This window comes from Streptomyces sp. NPDC103540 (genome assembly GCF_055584445.1).
The window spans coordinates 316,075-333,016 of sequence record NZ_JBVJMA010000010.1 but is presented as its reverse complement, the minus strand read 5'-3'; the positions used below and the strand labels follow the sequence as shown (position 1 = coordinate 333,016).

Below are 16,942 nucleotides of genomic sequence, written 5' to 3'. Positions count from 1 at the left end.
AGGCGGGCACCGCCAATCGGAGGCCCGCCGGGTGCGAGGCCCGCACAACGCCGCAAAGGTGGACGAAACGGCCCCACCCCACAGGAGTTCCGATGCCCGTACGCAGCCTGAAGCCCGTTCTCGCCTGCGCCGCCGCCGTCTCGCTCGGCCTGGCCGCCGTGACCCCGGCCCACGGGGTCGACGGTCCCGCGCCCGACCCGCGCAACCGGCAGGCGATGCGCGACATGGCCGCGGCGATCGCGGCGACCGCGAAGTACGCGGACGAGCGGGAGGCCATCAAGGACGGCTACGTCCCGCACGGCGAGCCGTGCATGACCAACCCGTTCGGGGTGGGCGCCATGGGCTACCACTACGTCAAGCAGGCCTACTGGGGATCGACGGACCCCACCAAGCCGACCGCGCTCCTCTACAGCACCGAGAAGGACCGCAACGGCCGGCGCACGCTCCAGACGGTGGAGTGGATGTCGACCGACCGCGACCAGGACCTGACGACCAAGGACGACCGGCCCACGATGTTCGGCCTCCCCTTCGACGGGCCGATGCCCGGCCACTGGACCGGCATGCCCAAGCACTACGACCTCCACATGTGGGCGTACAAGGAGAACCCGGCGGGCCGCTTCCACAACTGGAACACGGGCCTGACCTGCCCGAAGAAGACCCCGGCCGCGGCGAGCGCCGCCCACGCCCACGGCGCCCACTAGCCCACCCCGGGCCCGTCACGTGCTTCCGGCATATGACTCACCCGAAAGAGCGGTGCTCCGCGAACTCCCGGCGATACGCTGGCCGCACGCGCGAGACTCCGGCTCATGGGAGCACTGATGAACCCGGAACACAGCTGGCCGATCCCCCCACCGGGCGGCTGGACTGCCGACGACCTGGATTCGCTTCCGAATCTGCCTCCGCACACGGAGCTGATCGACGGGAGCCTGGTCTTCGTGAGTCCGCAAACCCTTTTCCACAGTCGGGCCATCGACTTCTTCACACAGGCGCTGCGGTCGTTGGTCCCGAAGGGCCTCGACGTCCTGCGCGAGTTCACGATCGACATCAACCGAGGCAATCGACCCGAACCCGATGTCGTCGTGTTCCGTGAGGACGTCATCACGGACCTCTCTCAGACGCGGTTCCCCGCCGAGGCGGTGCTGCTCGCGATCGAAGTGGTGTCTCCCGACTCCATCGACCGCGACCGCGAGACCAAACCCATCAAGTACGCGGGAGCGGGCATCGAGCACTACTGGCGGGTCGAGAACAAGGACGGTCGGGCGGTCGTCTACGTCTTCGAGCGGGAACCGATCAGTCGTGCCTACGTCGCGACCGGCATCTTCCACGACCGGCTGAAGGTCTCCGTCCCCTTCCCCGTCGACCTGGACCTCTCCGCCATCACGGCCAAGCGGAACCAGCCGGAGTAGTCCCCTGACGCGACCGGGCCCGGCCCCCCTTTCGGGGGCCGGGCCCGGTCGCGCGTCCGCGGGACGGTCAGCGCACGAACGTGCTCGCCTGTCCCGCCAGTTCCAGGAAGTACTGCGGGGCCAGGCCGAGGACCAGGGTGACCGCGACGCCGACCGCGATGGTCGTCATCGTCAGCGGCGAGGGGACGGCCACCGTCGGGCCGTCGGCCTTCGGCTCGCTGAAGAACATCAGGACGATCACCCGGATGTAGAAGAACGCGGCGATCGCGGACGAGATGACGCCGACCACGACCAGCGCTCCCGCGCCGCCCTCCGCCGCCGCCTTGAACACGGCGAACTTGCCCGCGAAGCCGGAGGTCAGCGGAATGCCGGCGAAGGCCAGCAGGAACACCGCGAACACGGCCGCCGTCAGCGGGGAGCGCCGCCCCAGTCCCGCCCACTCGGACAGGTGCGTGGCCTCGCCGCCCGCGTCGCGCACCAGCGTGACCACGGCGAAGGCGCCGATCGTCACGAAGGAGTACGCGGCCAGGTAGAACAGCACGGACTGGACGCCCTCCGCGGAAGTGGCGATCACACCGGCCAGGATGAAGCCGGCGTGCGCGATCGAGGAGTAGGCCAGGAGACGCTTCACGTCGGTCTGCGTCACGGCGATCACGGCGCCCGCGAGCATCGTGACGATCGCGACGCCCCACATCACCGGCCGCCAGTCCCAGCGCAGGCCCGGCAGGACCACGTAGAGCAGGCGCAGCAGGGCGCCGAAGGCGGCCACCTTCGTCGCGGCCGCCATGAAGCCGGTGATCGGCGTCGGGGCGCCCTGGTAGACGTCCGGGGTCCACATGTGGAAGGGGACGGCGCCGACCTTGAACAGCAGGCCCATCAGGATCAGCGCGCCGCCGATGAGGAGCAGGACGTCGTTGCCCATGGTGGCCGCGAGGGCCGGGTCGATCTGGGTGACGGTGCCGTCGACCACGTCGGCGATCTTCGCGTACGAGACGGAGCCCGCGTAGCCGTAGAGCAGCGCGATGCCGAAGAGGAGGAAGGCGGAGGAGAAGGCGCCGAGCAGGAAGTACTTCACCGCGGCCTCCTGCGACAGCAGCCGCCGGCGGCGGGCGAGGGCGCAGAGCAGGTACAGCGGGAGGGAGAAGACCTCCAGCGCGATGAACAGGGTCAGCAGGTCGTTGGCGGCCGGGAAGATGAGCATGCCGGCCACCGCGAACAGGGCCAGCGGGAACACCTCGGTGGTGGTGAACCCGGCCTTGACGGCGGCCTTCTCGCTGTCGCTGCCCGGTACGGACGCCGCCTGGGCGGCGAAGGAGTCCACCCGGTTGCCGTGGGCGGCCGGGTCCAGGCGCCGTTCGGCGAAGGTGAACACGGCCACGATCGAGGCCAGCAGGATGGTGCCCTGGAGGAACAGCGCGGGGCCGTCGACGGCGATGGCGCCCATGGCCGCGATGTGCGCCTTGGTGCCCGCGTACCCGCCGGCCGCGAGGGCGACGACCGCCGCGAAGGCGGAGGCCAGGGCGGCCACCGAGAGGAACAGCTGGGCGTGGTAGCGGGCCTTGCGCCCGACGAAGGCCTCGACGAGGACTCCGAGGATGGCCGCGCCCACCACGATCAGCGTGGGCGCGAGCTGCGCGTATTCGATGTGCGGGGTCGGGATCCGGTCGACCGGCCCCTCGGCCGCCAGTGTCAGCAGGCTGTGGGCCGCAGCAGTGGCCGTACTCACTTGGCCGCCTCCCCGTTCTTGGCTTCGACGGCGACCTCGGGCTTCGGGTCGGTCTGCTTGACGTCCGACAGGGTGTGCTCCACCGCCGGGTTGACGATCTCGGTGAGCGGCTTCGGGTAGACGCCCAGGCCGATCAGCAGGGCGATCAGCGGGGCGACCACCAGGACCTCCCGCAGGCGCAGGTCCGGCATGGTGCGGACCTCCTCCTTCACGGGGCCGGTCATGGTCCGCTGGTAGAGCACCAGCGTGTAGAGGGCGGCCAGCACGATGCCGACGGTGGCGATGACGCCGACGACCGGGTAGCGGGCGAAGGTGCCGACCAGGACGAGGAACTCGCTGACGAAGGGCGCGAGGCCGGGCAGGGAGAGGGTGGCGAGGCCGCCGATGAGGAAGGTGCCGGCGAGGACCGGGGCCACCTTCTGCACGCCGCCGTAGTCGGCGATGAGCCGCGAGCCGCGCCGGGAGATCAGGAATCCGGCGACGAGCATCAGCGCCGCGGTCGAGATCCCGTGGTTGACCATGTACAGCGTGGCGCCGGACTGGCCCTGGGAGGTCATCGCGAAGATGCCCATGACGATGAAGCCGAAGTGCGAGATGGACGCGTAGGCGACCAGCCGCTTGATGTCGCGCTGCCCGACGGCGACGAGCGCCCCGTAGACGATGCTGATCAGCGCGAGGACGAGGATGACGGGCGTGGCCCACTTGCTGGCGTCGGGGAACAGCCCGAGGCAGAAGCGGAGCATCGCGAAGGTGCCGACCTTGTCGACGACCGCGGTGATCAGCACGGCGACGGGCGCGGTGGCCTCGCCCATGGCGTTCGGCAGCCAGGTGTGCAGCGGCCACAGCGGCGCCTTCACCGCGAAGGCGAAGAAGAAGCCGAGGAACAGCAGCCGTTCGGTGTTGGTCGCCATGTCGAGCGTGCCCGCGGCGCGGGCGGCGGCGATCTCCTGGAGGGAGAAGTTCCCGGCGACCACGTACAGCCCGATGACGGCGGCGAGCATGATCAGGCCGCCGACCAGGTTGTAGAGGAGGAACTTGACCGCCGCGTAGGAGCGCTGCGCGGCGGCGTTCTCGTCGCTGCCCGCGTGGGCGCGGTCCCCGAAGCCACCGATGAGGAAGTACATCGGGATGAGCATGGCTTCGAAGAAGATGTAGAAGAGGAAGACGTCGGTGGCCTCGAAGGAGATGATCACCATCGCCTCGACCAGCAGGATCAGGGCGAAGAAGCCCTGCGTCGGCCGCCAGCGCCGGGAGTTGGTCTCCAGCGGGTCGGCGTCGTTCCAGCCGGCCGCGATCACGAAGGGGATGAGCAGCGCCGTGAGCGCGATGAGCGCGACCCCGATGCCGTCGACGCCCAGTTCGTAGCGGACCCCGAAGTCGGCGATCCACGGGCGGGACTCGGTGAGCTGGTAGCGCTCGCCACCGGGTTCGAAGCGGACCGCGATGAGCACGGCCAGGGCCAGGGTGGCCAGGGAGAACAGCAGCGCGAGCCACTTGGCGACGGTCCGGCGGGCGGCCGGGACGGCCGCCGTGAGGATCGCGCCGACCGCGGGTACGGCCGCCGTCACCGTCAGAAGCGGGAAATTCATCTCACACCGCCCTCATCAGCAGGGTCGCGGCGATCAGGATCGCCGTGCCCCCGAACATCGAGACCGCGTAGCTGCGGGCGTAGCCGTTCTGCAGCTTGCGCAGTCGGCCGGAGAGCCCGCCGACGGACGCGGCCGTGCCGTTGACCATCCCGTCGACCAGGCTGTGGTCGACGTAGACGAGCGAACGCGTCAGGTGCTCGCCGCCGCGTACGAGGACCACGTGGTTGAAGTCGTCCTGGAACAGGTCGCGCCGGGCCGCCCGGGTGAGGAACGAGCCGCGCGGGGCGACGACCGGGACGGGCCTGCGGCCGTACATCGACCAGGCGATGGCGACGCCGGCGACGAGGACCACCATGGTGGACGCGGTGACCGTGAGGGCGCTGACCGGCGGGTGGCCGTGCTCGTAGCCGGTGACCGGCTCCAGCCACTTCAGGAAGCGCTCGCCGATCTCGAAGAACCCGCCGGCGAAGACCGAGCCGAACGCCAGGATGATCATCGGGATGGTCATGGACTTCGGGGACTCGTGCGGGTGCGGCGCGTGGCCCTGCGCGTCCGGCTGCCAGCGCTTCTCGCCGAAGAAGGTGAGGAGCATGACGCGGGTCATGTAGAAGGCGGTGATGCCGGCGCCCAGGAGGGCCACCCCGCCGAGGATCCAGCCCTGGGTGCCGCCCTTGGCGAAGGCCGCCTCGATGATCATGTCCTTGGAGAAGAAGCCGGACAGGCCCGGGAAACCGATGATCGCGAGGTAGCCGAGGCCGAAGGTGACGAAGGTGACCGGCATGTACTTCCGCAGGGCGCCGTACTTGCGCATGTCGACCTCGTCGTTCATGCCGTGCATGACCGAACCGGCGCCGAGGAAGAGGCCGGCCTTGAAGAAGCCGTGCGTCACCAGGTGCATGATCGCGAACACGTAGCCGATCGGGCCGAGGCCGGCGGCCAGGATCATGTAGCCGATCTGCGACATCGTCGAGCCCGCGAGGGCCTTCTTGATGTCGTCCTTCGCGCAACCGACGATCGCACCGAACAGGAGCGTGACGGCGCCGACGACGGTGGTGACCAACTGGGCGTCGGGCGCCCCGTTGAAGATGGCCCCGGAACGGACGATCAGGTAGACGCCGGCGGTGACCATGGTGGCGGCGTGGATGAGGGCCGAGACCGGGGTCGGGCCCTCCATCGCGTCACCGAGCCAGGACTGCAACGGCACCTGCGCCGACTTGCCGCAGGCGGCGAGGAGCAGCATCAGGCCGATCGCCGTCAGCGTGCCCTCGCTCGTCTCGCCGACGGAGGACAGGACCGGGCCGAAGGCGAAGGTCCCGAACGTCGTGAACATCAGCATGATCGCGATCGACAGGCCGATGTCGCCGACGCGGTTGACGAGGAAGGCCTTCTTCGCGGCGGTGGCCGCGCTGGGCTTGTGCTGCCAGAAGCCGATCAGGAGGTAGGAGGCGAGGCCCACGCCCTCCCAGCCGAAGTACAGCAGCAGGTAGTTGTCGGCGAGGACGAGCAGGAGCATCGCCGCGACGAACAGGTTGAGGTAGCCGAAGAAGCGGCGACGGCGCTCGTCGTGCTCCATGTACCCGATCGAGTACACGTGGATGAGCGTGCCGACCCCGGAGATCAGCAGGACGAAGGTCATCGACAGCTGGTCGAGCTGGAAGGCGATGTCCGCCTGGAAGCCCTCCACCGGGATCCAGCTGAACAGCCGCTGGTGCAGGGTGCGGTCCTCGGCCCCCCGACCGAGCATGTCGGCGAAGAGGACCACGCCGATCCCGAAGGAGGCGGCGGCGAGCAGGGTGCCGAGCCAGTGCCCGACCTTGTCGAGGCGCCGGCCGCCGCACAGCAGCACCACCGCTCCGAACAGGGGCGCCGCGATCAGCAGCGCGATCAGATTTTCCACGGAGCGCCCCTTACAGCTTCATCAGGCTGGCGTCGTCGACCGAAGCCGAGTGGCGGGTACGGAACAGCGACACGATGATCGCGAGGCCCACCACGACCTCCGCGGCGGCGACGACCATCGTGAAGAAGGCGATGATCTGGCCGTCGAGGTTGCCGTGCATCCGGGAGAACGCCACGAAGGCGAGGTTGCAGGCGTTGAGCATCAGCTCGACGCACATGAACAGCACGATCGCGTTCTTGCGGATCAGGACCCCGGCCGCGCCGATGGTGAACAGCAGGGCGGCCAGGTACAGGTAGTTGACCGGATTCACTTGGAGGCCTCCTCACGGCCGAGGCGCTCCGAGGAGGCCTGTTCCAGCGCCTTGAGGTCCTCCATGGCCTCGGTGGAGACGTCGCGGATCTGGCCGCGGGCGCGCAGCGTCTTGTTGACGGTCAGCTCGGACGGGGTGCCGTCGGGCAGCAGACCGGCGATGTCCACGGCGTTGTGCCGGGCGTAGACGCCGGGCGCCGGCAGCGGCGGGAGCTGCACGCCCTCGCGCACGCGCTTCTCGGCGAGTTCGCGCTGGGTGGCGGCCCGCTCGGTGCGCTCGCGGTGGGTGAGCACCATCGCGCCGACGGCCGCGGTGATCAGCAGGGCGCCGGTGAGCTCGAAGGCGAAGATGTAGCGGGTGAAGATCAGTTCGGCCAGGCCCTCGACGTGTCCGGCGGAGTTGATCCGGCCCAGGCCGTTGAAGTGGTTCAGCCCGGCGTTGCCGATGCCGGCGATCAGCAGGATGCCGAAGCCGAGCCCGCACAGGGCGGCCAGCCAGCGCTGCCCCTTGATCGTCTCCTTCAGGGAGTCCGCCGCCGTGACGCCGACGAGCATGACCACGAAGAGGAACAGCATCATGATGGCGCCGGTGTAGACGACGATCTGGACGACGCCCAGGAAGTACGCCCCGTTGGCGAGGTAGAACACCGCCAGGATGATCATCGTCCCGGCCAGGCACAGGGCACTGTGGACGGCCTTCTTCATCAGGATCGTGCACAGCGCCCCGATGACAGCGACGGTGCCCAGGATCCAGAACTGCACGGCCTCACCGGTGGAGGTCAGCGTCGCGGCGCCCGCCGCGAGGGCGCTCACGCGTCCACCCCTTCGGCCGGCTCGACGCTCTCGTCCCGCTTCTCGTGCTCGCCCTTGGAGACGGCGACCTGCCGGACCGTGCCCGGGGCGGCCCCGGTCACCAGCCCCCGGTAGTAGTCCTGTTCGTCCGTCCCCGGGAAGATCGAGTGCGGGGCCTCGACCATGCCCTCGGTCAGCCCCGCGAGGAGCTGCTCCTTGGTGTAGATCAGCGATTCGCGGCTGGAGTCGGCCAGCTCGAACTCGTTCGTCATGGTCAGCGCCCGGGTGGGGCAGGCCTCGACGCACAGCCCGCACAGGATGCAGCGGGCGTAGTTGATCTGGTAGACGCGGCCGTAGCGCTCACCGGGCGAGTACCGCTCCTCCTCGGTGTTGTCCGCGCCCTCCACGTAGATCGCGTCGGCGGGACAGGCCCAGGCGCACAGCTCGCAGCCGATGCACTTCTCCAGGCCGTCGGGGTGGCGGTTGAGCTGGTGGCGGCCGTGGAAGCGCGGAGCGGTCGTCTTCGGCTGCTCCGGGTACTGCTCGGTGAGGCGCTTCTTGAACATGGCCTTGAAGGTCACGCCGAAGCCGGCGACCGGGTTCTGCCACTTTTCGTCGGACACGTCTCAACCCTCCTCTCGGTCGCTGTCGTGGTTCGTGCCGCCGCTGGCGATCAGCTCGCGCTCCGCGCGGGGCCGCCTGCGCGGTACGGGGGCCAGGTGCTGGCCGGGCTTGGGCGGTACGGGGAAGCCGCCCGCCATCGGGTCGAAGGGCGCCGCCGCCTCGGCCCGCTCGGTCTCGGCGGCGGCCTGCTTCTCGCGCCGGTCGCGGAAGTGGTCGGCGACGAAGGACAACAGCAGGACGGCGATGACCCCGCTGCCGACGTAGAGGACGATCTCGCTGAAGTCGTAGCGCTCGTTGCGCAGCGCCCGGACGGAGGCGACCAGCATCAGCCAGACCACCGAGACCGGGATCAGCACCTTCCAGCCGAGCTTCATCAGCTGGTCGTAGCGCACGCGGGGCAGCGTGCCGCGCAGCCAGATGAAGAAGAACAACAGCAGCTGCACCTTCAGCACGAACCAGAGCATCGGCCACCAGCCGTGGTTCGCGCCCTCCCAGTACGTGGAGATCGGCGCCGGCGCCCGCCAGCCGCCCAGGAAGAGGGTGACCGACACCGCCGAGACGGTGACCATGTTGACGTACTCGGCCAGCATGAACAGGGCGAACTTGATGGAGGAGTACTCGGTGTTGAAGCCGCCGACGAGGTCGCCCTCGGACTCGGGCATGTCGAAGGGGGCGCGGTTCGTCTCGCCGACCATCGTGATGACGTAGATGATGAAGGAGACCGGCAGCAGGATGATGTACCAGCGGTCCGCCTGCGCCTCTACGATCGCCGACGTCGACATCGACCCGGAGTAGAGGAAGACCGAGGCGAACGCCGCGCCCATCGCGATCTCGTAGGAGATCATCTGCGCGCAGGAGCGCAGGCCGCCGAGGAGCGGGTACGTCGAGCCGGAGGACCAGCCCGCCAGGACGATGCCGTAGATCCCGACGGAGGCCACGGCGAGGACGTACAACATCGCGATGGGCAGGTCGGTGAGCTGCATCGTGGTGCGCTGGCCGAAGATCGAGACCTCGTTGCCGGCCGGCCCGAAGGGGATCACGGCGATGGCCATGAACGCCGGGATCGCGGCGATGATCGGCGCGAGGACGTAGACGACCTTGTCGGCCCGCTTGACGACGACGTCTTCCTTCAGCATCAGCTTGACGCCGTCGGCGAGCGACTGGAGCAGGCCCCAGGGGCCGTGCCGGTTGGGGCCGATGCGCAGCTGCATCCAGGCGACGACCTTGCGCTCCCACACGATGGAGAACAGCACGGTCACCATCAGGAAGGCGAAGCAGAACACCGCCTTGAGCAGGACGAGCCACCAGACGTCCCTGCCGAACAGGGAGAGGTCCTCGGCGGCCAGCTGTACCGCGTTCACGCGCCCACCTCCGCAGTGGTGTCGCCGGGGGTGGCGGCCGGGGTCGCCGGGCCGATGCCCACGAGGGTCCCGGGCCGGGCTCCGGTGTCGGCGAGGACACCCGAGCCGGTGGAGTTCAGCGGGAGCCACACGACCCGGTCGGGCATGTCGGTGACCCTCAGCGGGAGTTCGACCCGGCCGGCCGGGCCGGTGACGGCGAGGACGTCGCCGTCCTTGACGCCGCTCTCGGCGGCGGTGGCCGCCGACAGGCGGGCGCTCGCCTCGTGCCGGGTGCCGGCCAGGGCCTCGTCGCCCTGCTGGAGCAGGCCCAGGTCGAGCAGGAGCCGGTGTCCGGCGAGGACGGCCTCGCCCGTGCCGGGGCGCGGCAGCGGCACCGGGTCGGTGGAGTGCTCCGCGGCGAGTTCGCCCTCCCAGGCCCCGAGCCGCTCCAGTTCGCGGCGTACGGCGTGCACGTCGGGCAGGGCGATGGGCCGGTCGGCGGCGTCGGCCAGCATGTGCAGCACGCGGGCGTCGGCCGGGGCGAGGCGGCGGGTCATCTGGTCGGGCTTGAGGGCGGCCTCGAAGGGACGCACCCGGCCCTCCCAGTTGACGAACGCGCCGGCCTTCTCGGCGACGGCCGCCACCGGCAGCACCACGTCGGCGTGGTCGGTGACCTCGCCGGGCCGCAGTTCGAGGGAGACCACGAAGGCCTCCCGCAGGGCGGTCCGGGCCCGCCGCGGGTCGGGCAGGTCGCCCACCTCGACGCCCGCCACCAGCAGCGCGGCCAGCTCGCCCGTGGCGGCGGCCTCCACGATCTGCCCGGTGTCGCGGCCGTAGCGGTGCGGGAGTTCGTCCAGCCCCCAGGCGGTGGCGACCTCGTCGCGGGCCCGCGGGTCGGTGGCCGGACGGCCTCCGGGCAGCAGGGACGGCAGCGCGCCCGCCTCGACGGCGGCCCGCTCCCCGGCCCGGCGCGGGATCCACACCAGGCGGGCCCCGGTGGCGGTGGCCGCCCGTACGGCCGCGGACAGCGCGCCGGGCACCCCGGCGAGGCGCTCGCCGACGACGATGACGGCCCCGCTCTCGCGCAGCGCCTCCGCCGCGGCGGCTCCGCCCGCCTCCAGCCCGGTGCGGGAGGCCAGCGCGGACAGCCACTCGGGCTCGGTGCCCGGGGCCGCCGCCAGCAGGGTGCCGCCGGCCTTGGCGAGGCCGCGGGTGGCGAAGGGGGCCAGGGCGAAGGTCCGCTGGCGGTGCTTGCGGTGCGCCTTGCGCAACCGCAGGAACACCCCGGGGGCCTCCTCCTCGGCCTCGATGCCGACGAGCAGGACGGCGGGCGCCGCCTCCAGGGAGGCGTAGGTGACGCCCGTTCCGTCGAGGTCCTTGCCGGTGCCGGCGACGGAGGCGGCCAGGAAGTCGGCCTCCTCGGCGCTGTGCACGCGGGCCCGGAAGTCGATGTCGTTGGTGTCGAGCACGACGCGGGCGAACTTGGCGTACGCGTACGCGTCCTCGACGGTCAGCCGGCCGCCGGTCAGGACGCCGGCCCGGCCGCGCGCGGCGGCGAGCCCGGCGGCGGCGACCTCCAGGGCCTCGGGCCAGCTCGCCGGGGCGAGGATCCCGTCCGCCCCGCGCACCAGCGGGGTGGTGAGCCGGTCGGGGCGCTGCGCGTAGCGGAACCCGAAGCGGCCCTTGTCGCAGATCCACTCCTCGTTGACCTCGGGGTCCTCGGCGGCGAGCCGACGCAGGACCTTGCCGCGGCGGTGGTCGGTACGGGTCGCGCACCCGCCGGCGCAGTGCTCGCACACGCTCGGGGAGGAGACGAGGTCGAAGGGGCGGGAGCGGAACCGGTAGGCGGCCGAGGTGAGGGCGCCGACCGGGCAGATCTGGATGGTGTTGCCGGAGAAGTAGGACTGGAAGGGGTCGCCCTCGCCGGTGCCGACCTGCTGGAGGGCGCCGCGCTCGACCAGTTCGATCATCGGGTCGCCCGCGACCTGGTTGGAGAAGCGGGTGCAGCGCGCGCACAGCACGCACCGCTCGCGGTCCAGGAGCACCTGCGTGGAGATGGGGACGGGCTTCTCGTAGGTGCGCTTGTGGCCCTCGAAGCGGGACTCGGCGTTGCCGTGGGACATCGCCTGGTTCTGCAGGGGGCATTCGCCGCCCTTGTCGCAGACGGGGCAGTCCAGCGGGTGGTTGATGAGCAGCAGCTCCATCACCCCGCGCTGGGCCTTGTCTGCGACCTCGGAGGTCAGCTGCGTACGGACGACCATGCCGTCGGTGCAGGTGATGGTGCAGGAGGCCATCGGCTTGCGCTGGCCCTCGACCTCGACGATGCACTGGCGGCAGGCGCCGGCCGGGTCGAGGAGGGGGTGGTCGCAGAAGCGGGGGATCTCGATGCCGAGCTGTTCGGCGGCCCGGATGACGAGGGTCCCCTTGGGAACGGACAGTTCGACGCCGTCGATCGTCAGGGACACCAGGTCCTCGGGCGGGACGGCCGCCCCTCCGCCACCGGCCGGGGCGTTCGTGGTGACGGTCATGCGTTCACCTCCGTGTCGGCCCAGAGGGTCGACTTCCTGGGGTCGAAGGGGCAGCCCTTGCCCGTGACGTGCTGCTCGTACTCCGCCCGGAAGTACTTCAGCGAGGAGAAGATCGGGCTGGCCGCGCCGTCGCCGAGGGCGCAGAAGGACTTGCCGTTGATGTTGTCGGCGATGTCGTGGAGCTTGTCGAGGTCGGACATGACGCCCTTGCCGGCCTCGATGTCGCGGAGCAACTGGACGAGCCAGTACGTGCCCTCGCGGCAGGGGGTGCACTTGCCGCAGGACTCGTGGGCGTAGAACTCGGTCCAGCGGGTGACGGCGCGCACCACGCAGGTGGTCTCGTCGAAGCACTGGAGGGCCTTGGTGCCGAGCATGGAGCCGGCGGCGCCGACGCCCTCGTAGTCCAGGGGTACGTCGAGGTGCTCGTCGGTGAACATCGGGGTGGAGGAGCCGCCGGGGGTCCAGAACTTCAGCCGGTGGCCGGGACGCATGCCGCCGCTCATGTCGAGGAGCTGGCGCAGGGTGATGCCGAGGGGGGCCTCGTACTGGCCGGGGCCGGCGACGTGTCCGGACAGCGAGTAGAGGGTGAAGCCGGGGGACTTCTCCGTGCCCATCGCCTTGAACCAGTCCTTGCCCCGCTGGAGGATCGCGGGGACCGAGGCGATGGACTCGACGTTGTTGACGACGGTGGGGCAGGCGTAGAGGCCCTCGACGGCGGGGAACGGCGGGCGCAGTCGGGGCTGGCCGCGGCGGCCTTCGAGGGAGTCGAGCAGGGCCGTCTCCTCGCCGCAGATGTACGCGCCGGCGCCGGCGTGCACGGTGATGTCGAGGTTGCGTCCGCTGCCGTCGATGTCGCGGCCGAGGTAGCCCGCCGCGTACGCCTCGCGCACCGCCTCGTGCAGGCGCCGCAGTACCGGGACGGTCTCGCCGCGCAGGTAGATGAAGGCGTGCTCGGAGCGGATCGCGTAGCAGGCGATGATCATTCCCTCGATGAGGGAGTGCGGGTTGGCGAACAGGAGGGGGATGTCCTTGCAGGTTCCCGGCTCCGACTCGTCGGCGTTGACGACGAGGTAGTGGGGCTTGCCGTCGCCCTGCGGGATGAACTGCCACTTCATCCCGGTGGGGAAGCCGGCGCCGCCGCGACCGCGCAGTCCGGAGTCCTTGACGTAGGCGATGACCTCGTCGGGGGTCATCGCGAGGGCCTTGCGCAGGCCCTCGTAGCCCTCGTGGCGCCGGTAGGTCTCCAGCGTCCAGGACTCCGGGTCGTCCCAGAAGGCCGACAGGACGGGCGCGAGGAGCTTCTCCGGGCTGGTGCCGTTCTTGATCGGTTCCGTCGACACGGACATCACTCCCCTCCCTCGGTGGCGGAGCCGCCGCGGGCCTCGCCGCGTGGGTGCACGATCGGGGCGTGGGGGGCCTCGCCGCGGGCCAGGCGCAGGCCGATCAGCGAGGCCGGGCCGGCTCCGCCGGTGGCGGCGACGGCGCCCTCGCGCTCGTCGGGGAAGCCCGCCAGGATCCGGGCGGTCTCCTTGTAGGTGCACAGCGGGGCGCCGCGGGTGGGTTCGACGGGGCGGCCGGCGAGCAGGTCGTCGACCATGGCCTTGGCGGACTCGGGGGTCTGGTTGTCGAAGAACTCCCAGTTGACCATCACCACGGGGGCGTAGTCGCAGGCCGCGTTGCACTCGATGTGTTCGAGGGTGACCTTGCCGTCGGCGGTGGTCTCGTTGTTGCCGACCCCCAGGTGCTCCTTGAGCTCCTCGAAGATGGCGTCGCCGCCCATGACCGCGCACAGGGTGTTCGTGCAGACGCCGACCTGGTAGTCCCCGGAGGGCCGGCGCCGGTACATCGTGTAGAAGGTGGCGACGGCGGTGACCTCGGCGGTGGTCAGGCCGAGCACCTCGGCGCAGAAGCGGATGCCGGTGCGCGAGACGTGGCCCTCCTCTGACTGCGTCAGGTGCAGCAGCGGCAGCAGCGCGGAGCGGCTGTCGGGGTAGCGGGCGATGACCCGGGCCGCGTCCGCCTCCAGTCGGGCCCGGACCTCGGGCGGGAAGTCGGGGGCGGGCAGCCCGGGCATCCCCAGGTTGACCCCTCCGCTCGGCGAAGTGGCGGTCATCGGTCGACGCCTCCCATCACGGGGTCGATGGAGGCGACGGCGACGATGACGTCGGCGACCTGGCCGCCCTCGCACATCGCGGCCATGGCCTGCAGGTTGGTGAAGGACGGGTCGCGGAAGTGGACCCGGAAGGGGCGGGTGCCCCCGTCGGAGACGACGTGGACGCCGAGTTCGCCCTTGGGGGACTCGACGGCGGCGTACGCCTGGCCGGCCGGCACCCGGAAGCCCTCGGTCACCAGCTTGAAGTGGTGGATGAGGGCCTCCATGGAGGTGCCCATGATGTTCTTGATGTGGTCGAGGGAGTTGCCGAGGCCGTCGGGGCCCATCGCGAGCTGGGCGGGCCAGGCGATCTTCTTGTCGGCGACCATGACCGGGCCGGGCTCCAGCCGGTCGAGGCACTGTTCGACGATCCGCAGGGACTGGCGCATCTCCTCCAGGCGGATCAGGAACCGCCCGTAGGAGTCGCAGGTCTCGGTGGTGGGGACGTCGAACTCGTAGTTCTCGTAACCGCAGTACGGGTCCGTCCTGCGCAGGTCGTGCGGCAGTCCGGCGGAGCGCAGGATCGGGCCGGTGGCGCCGAGGGCCATGCAGCCGGTGAGGTCGAGGTGGCCGACGTCCTGCATGCGGGCCTTGAAGATGGGGTTGCCGGTGGCGAGCTTGTCGTACTCCGGCAGGTTCCTCTTCATGGTCTTCACGAACTCGCGCAGCTGGTCGACCGCGCCGGGCGGCAGGTCCTGGGCGAGGCCGCCGGGGCGGACGAACGCGTGGTTCATGCGCAGTCCGGTGATCAGCTCGAAGACGTCGAGGATCAGCTCGCGGTCGCGGAAGCCGTAGATCATGATCGTGGTCGCGCCCAGCTCCATGCCGCCGGTGGCGATGCACACCAGGTGGGAGGAGAGCCGGTTCAGCTCCATCAGCAGGACGCGGATCACGGAGGCCCGGTCGGGGATCTGCTCGGTGATCCCGAGGAGCTTCTCGACGCCGAGGCAGTAGGCCGTCTCGTTGAAGAACGGCGTCAGGTAGTCCATGCGCGTGACGAAGGTGGTGCCCTGCGTCCAGTTGCGGAATTCGAGGTTCTTCTCGATGCCGGTGTGGAGGTAGCCGATGCCGCAGCGGGCCTCGGTGACGGTCTCGCCGTCGATCTCCAGGATCAGGCGGAGCACACCGTGGGTGGAGGGGTGCTGCGGACCCATGTTGACGACGATCCGCTCGTCGTCCGCCTTGGCCGCGGTCCGGACGACCTCGTCCCAGTCCCCGCCGGTGACGGTGTAGACCGTGCCTTCGGTGGTCTCGCGGGAGGCCGCGTGGTGCGACGCGTTCGGAGTGGACATCAGCTGTACGACCTCCGCTGGTCGGGAGCCGGGATCTGGGCGCCCTTGTACTCGATGGGGATGCCGCCGAGCGGGTAGTCCTTGCGCTGGGGGAAGCCCTGCCAGTCGTCCGGCATCATGATCCGCGTGAGGGCCGGGTGGCCGTCGAAGACCAGACCGAAGAAGTCGTAGGCCTCGCGCTCGTGCCAGTCGTTGGTCGGGTAGACGGTGACCAGCGACGGCAGGTGCGGGTCGGTGTCCGGCACGGACACCTCCAGGCGGACGATCCGGCCGTGGGTGAGCGAGCGCAGGTGGTAGACGGCGTGCAGCTCGCGGGCCTTGTCGCCGGGGAAGTGGACCCCGCTGACGCCGGTGCACAGCTCGAAGCGCAGCGCCGGGTCGTCGCGCAGGGTGGACGCCACCCGCACGAGGTGCTCGCGGGCGACGTGGAGGGTCAGTTCCCCCCGGTCGACGACGACCTTCTCGATGGCGTTGGCGGGCAGCAGGTCCTGCTCCTCCAGGGCGCCCTCCAGCTCGTCGACGACCTGGTCGAAGTACGAGCCGTAGGGGCGGACGCTCTCGCCGGGCAGGGCCACGGTGCGCACCAGGCCGCTGTAGCCGCTGGTGTCGCCGCCGTTGTTCGCGCCGAACATGCCCTTGCGAACGCCGATCACCTCGGGTCCCGCGTTGCCCCGGGGCGCGGGGACGTTGTTGCCGTTCTCGACGGCCGGGTCCTCGCTCACCGCAGGAGCCCCTTCATCTCGATGGTGGGCAGGGCCTTGAGGGCCGCCTCCTCCGCCTCGCGGGCCGCCTCCTCGCGGTTCACCCCGAGCTTTCCGCCCTGGATCTTCTGGTGGAGCTTGAGGATGGCGTCCATCAGCATCTCGGGGCGGGGCGGGCAGCCGGGGAGGTAGATGTCCACCGGAACGATGTGGTCGACGCCCTGCACGATCGCGTAGTTGTTGAACATGCCGCCCGAAGAGGCGCACACGCCCATGGAGATGACCCACTTGGGGGCGGGCATCTGGTCGTAGACCTGGCGGAGCACCGGCGCCATCTTCTGGCTGACGCGGCCGGCCACGATCATGAGGTCGGCCTGGCGCGGGGAGCCCCTGAAGACCTCCATGCCGAAGCGGGCCAGGTCGTAGCGGCCGGCGCCGGTGGTCATCATCTCGATGGCGCAGCACGCGAGGCCGAAGGTGGCGGGGAAGACGGATGACTTGCGCACCCAGCCCGCGGCCTGTTCGACGGTGGTCAGCAGAAAGCCGCTCGGCAGCTTCTCTTCCAGTCCCATGGAAAATTCAGCCC

At 70.4% G+C, this 16,942-nt stretch carries 15 protein-coding genes; 2 read left to right on the top strand and 13 right to left on the bottom strand.

The window, feature by feature from the left end:
* Positions 1–92 precede the first annotated feature (92 nt).
* Positions 93–701, top strand: a complete 609-nt coding sequence (locus tag ACZ6ZI_RS25365; RefSeq protein ID WP_469524416.1) for a hypothetical protein — start codon at positions 93–95, stop codon at positions 699–701.
* A 105-nt stretch (positions 702–806) separates the two neighbouring features.
* Positions 807–1,406 (top strand): Uma2 family endonuclease, encoded by a 600-nt coding sequence (locus ACZ6ZI_RS25360; protein ID WP_469524414.1) that lies wholly within the window; start codon positions 807–809, stop codon positions 1,404–1,406.
* A gap of 67 nt (positions 1,407–1,473) precedes the next feature.
* Here the strand turns inward: ACZ6ZI_RS25360 and nuoN are convergent, their stop codons facing one another.
* The 13 genes from nuoN to ACZ6ZI_RS25295 are packed head-to-tail and all read right to left on the bottom strand — an operon-like array spanning position 1,474 to position 16,928.
* Entirely contained in the window at positions 1,474–3,132 is a 1,659-nt protein-coding gene (gene nuoN, locus ACZ6ZI_RS25355) for an NADH-quinone oxidoreductase subunit NuoN (RefSeq protein ID WP_469524413.1), read from the bottom strand.
* Complete coding sequence (locus ACZ6ZI_RS25350) at positions 3,129–4,721, bottom strand: NADH-quinone oxidoreductase subunit M (protein WP_363060532.1); 1,593 nt, start codon at positions 4,719–4,721, stop codon at positions 3,129–3,131. The genes nuoN and ACZ6ZI_RS25350 overlap by 4 nt, the downstream gene beginning before the upstream one ends.
* Position 4,722: 1 nt before the next feature.
* On the bottom strand, positions 4,723–6,618 hold the full coding sequence (gene nuoL, locus ACZ6ZI_RS25345) for an NADH-quinone oxidoreductase subunit L (RefSeq protein ID WP_469524410.1): 1,896 nt from the start codon (positions 6,616–6,618) through the stop codon (positions 4,723–4,725).
* 10 nt (positions 6,619–6,628) lie between these two features.
* Positions 6,629–6,928: an NADH-quinone oxidoreductase subunit NuoK gene (gene nuoK / locus ACZ6ZI_RS25340; protein WP_030864698.1), complete on the bottom strand. Its 300-nt coding sequence runs from the start codon at positions 6,926–6,928 to the stop codon at positions 6,629–6,631.
* The gene (locus ACZ6ZI_RS25335; protein WP_363060528.1) at positions 6,925–7,740 is read right to left on the bottom strand and encodes an NADH-quinone oxidoreductase subunit J; all 816 of its coding nucleotides are present in this window, start codon (positions 7,738–7,740) and stop codon (positions 6,925–6,927) included. Before ACZ6ZI_RS25335 ends, nuoK begins: the two co-directional genes overlap by 4 nt.
* The gene (nuoI, locus tag ACZ6ZI_RS25330) at positions 7,737–8,285 is read right to left on the bottom strand and encodes an NADH-quinone oxidoreductase subunit NuoI (protein ID WP_469524477.1); all 549 of its coding nucleotides are present in this window, start codon (positions 8,283–8,285) and stop codon (positions 7,737–7,739) included. Before nuoI ends, ACZ6ZI_RS25335 begins: the two co-directional genes overlap by 4 nt.
* 60 nt (positions 8,286–8,345) lie before the next feature.
* Positions 8,346–9,704 (bottom strand): NADH-quinone oxidoreductase subunit NuoH, encoded by a 1,359-nt coding sequence (nuoH, locus tag ACZ6ZI_RS25325; protein WP_469524408.1) that lies wholly within the window; start codon positions 9,702–9,704, stop codon positions 8,346–8,348.
* Entirely contained in the window at positions 9,701–12,211 is a 2,511-nt protein-coding gene (locus tag ACZ6ZI_RS25320) for an NADH-quinone oxidoreductase subunit G (RefSeq protein ID WP_469524406.1), read from the bottom strand. Before ACZ6ZI_RS25320 ends, nuoH begins: the two co-directional genes overlap by 4 nt.
* Entirely contained in the window at positions 12,208–13,557 is a 1,350-nt protein-coding gene (gene nuoF / locus ACZ6ZI_RS25315) for an NADH-quinone oxidoreductase subunit NuoF (protein WP_469524404.1), read from the bottom strand. The genes ACZ6ZI_RS25320 and nuoF overlap by 4 nt, the downstream gene beginning before the upstream one ends.
* Entirely contained in the window at positions 13,557–14,324 is a 768-nt protein-coding gene (gene nuoE, locus ACZ6ZI_RS25310; RefSeq protein ID WP_469524403.1) for an NADH-quinone oxidoreductase subunit NuoE, read from the bottom strand. Before nuoE ends, nuoF begins: the two co-directional genes overlap by 1 nt.
* Positions 14,321–15,655, bottom strand: a complete 1,335-nt coding sequence (locus tag ACZ6ZI_RS25305; RefSeq protein WP_469524401.1) for an NADH-quinone oxidoreductase subunit D — start codon at positions 15,653–15,655, stop codon at positions 14,321–14,323. Before ACZ6ZI_RS25305 ends, nuoE begins: the two co-directional genes overlap by 4 nt.
* A complete protein-coding gene (locus ACZ6ZI_RS25300) occupies positions 15,655–16,377 on the bottom strand; it encodes an NADH-quinone oxidoreductase subunit C (protein ID WP_469524399.1) in 723 nt (240 codons plus the stop codon). The genes ACZ6ZI_RS25305 and ACZ6ZI_RS25300 overlap by 1 nt, the downstream gene beginning before the upstream one ends.
* A complete protein-coding gene (locus tag ACZ6ZI_RS25295; protein WP_030162005.1) occupies positions 16,374–16,928 on the bottom strand; it encodes a NuoB/complex I 20 kDa subunit family protein in 555 nt (184 codons plus the stop codon). Before ACZ6ZI_RS25295 ends, ACZ6ZI_RS25300 begins: the two co-directional genes overlap by 4 nt.
* Between the last annotated feature and the right edge of the window lie 14 nt (positions 16,929–16,942).

What these genes read in the sequence shown, in the direction of transcription:
- nuoF (WP_469524404.1), bottom strand. Translation starts at nt 13,557, where the DNA reads ATGTCCGTGTCGACGGAACCGATCAAGAACGGCACCAGCCCGGAGAAG.
- ACZ6ZI_RS25295 (WP_030162005.1), bottom strand. Translation starts at nt 16,928, where the DNA reads ATGGGACTGGAAGAGAAGCTGCCGAGCGGCTTTCTGCTGACCACCGTC.
- ACZ6ZI_RS25360 (WP_469524414.1), top strand. Translation starts at nt 807, where the DNA reads ATGGGAGCACTGATGAACCCGGAACACAGCTGGCCGATCCCCCCACCG.
- ACZ6ZI_RS25305 (WP_469524401.1), bottom strand. Translation starts at nt 15,655, where the DNA reads ATGTCCACTCCGAACGCGTCGCACCACGCGGCCTCCCGCGAGACCACC.
- nuoE (WP_469524403.1), bottom strand. Translation starts at nt 14,324, where the DNA reads ATGACCGCCACTTCGCCGAGCGGAGGGGTCAACCTGGGGATGCCCGGG.
- ACZ6ZI_RS25320 (WP_469524406.1), bottom strand. Translation starts at nt 12,211, where the DNA reads ATGACCGTCACCACGAACGCCCCGGCCGGTGGCGGAGGGGCGGCCGTC.
- nuoI (WP_469524477.1), bottom strand. Translation starts at nt 8,285, where the DNA reads ATGTTCAAGAAGCGCCTCACCGAGCAGTACCCGGAGCAGCCGAAGACG.
- ACZ6ZI_RS25350 (WP_363060532.1), bottom strand. Translation starts at nt 4,721, where the DNA reads ATGAATTTCCCGCTTCTGACGGTGACGGCGGCCGTACCCGCGGTCGGC.
- ACZ6ZI_RS25365 (WP_469524416.1), top strand. Translation starts at nt 93, where the DNA reads ATGCCCGTACGCAGCCTGAAGCCCGTTCTCGCCTGCGCCGCCGCCGTC.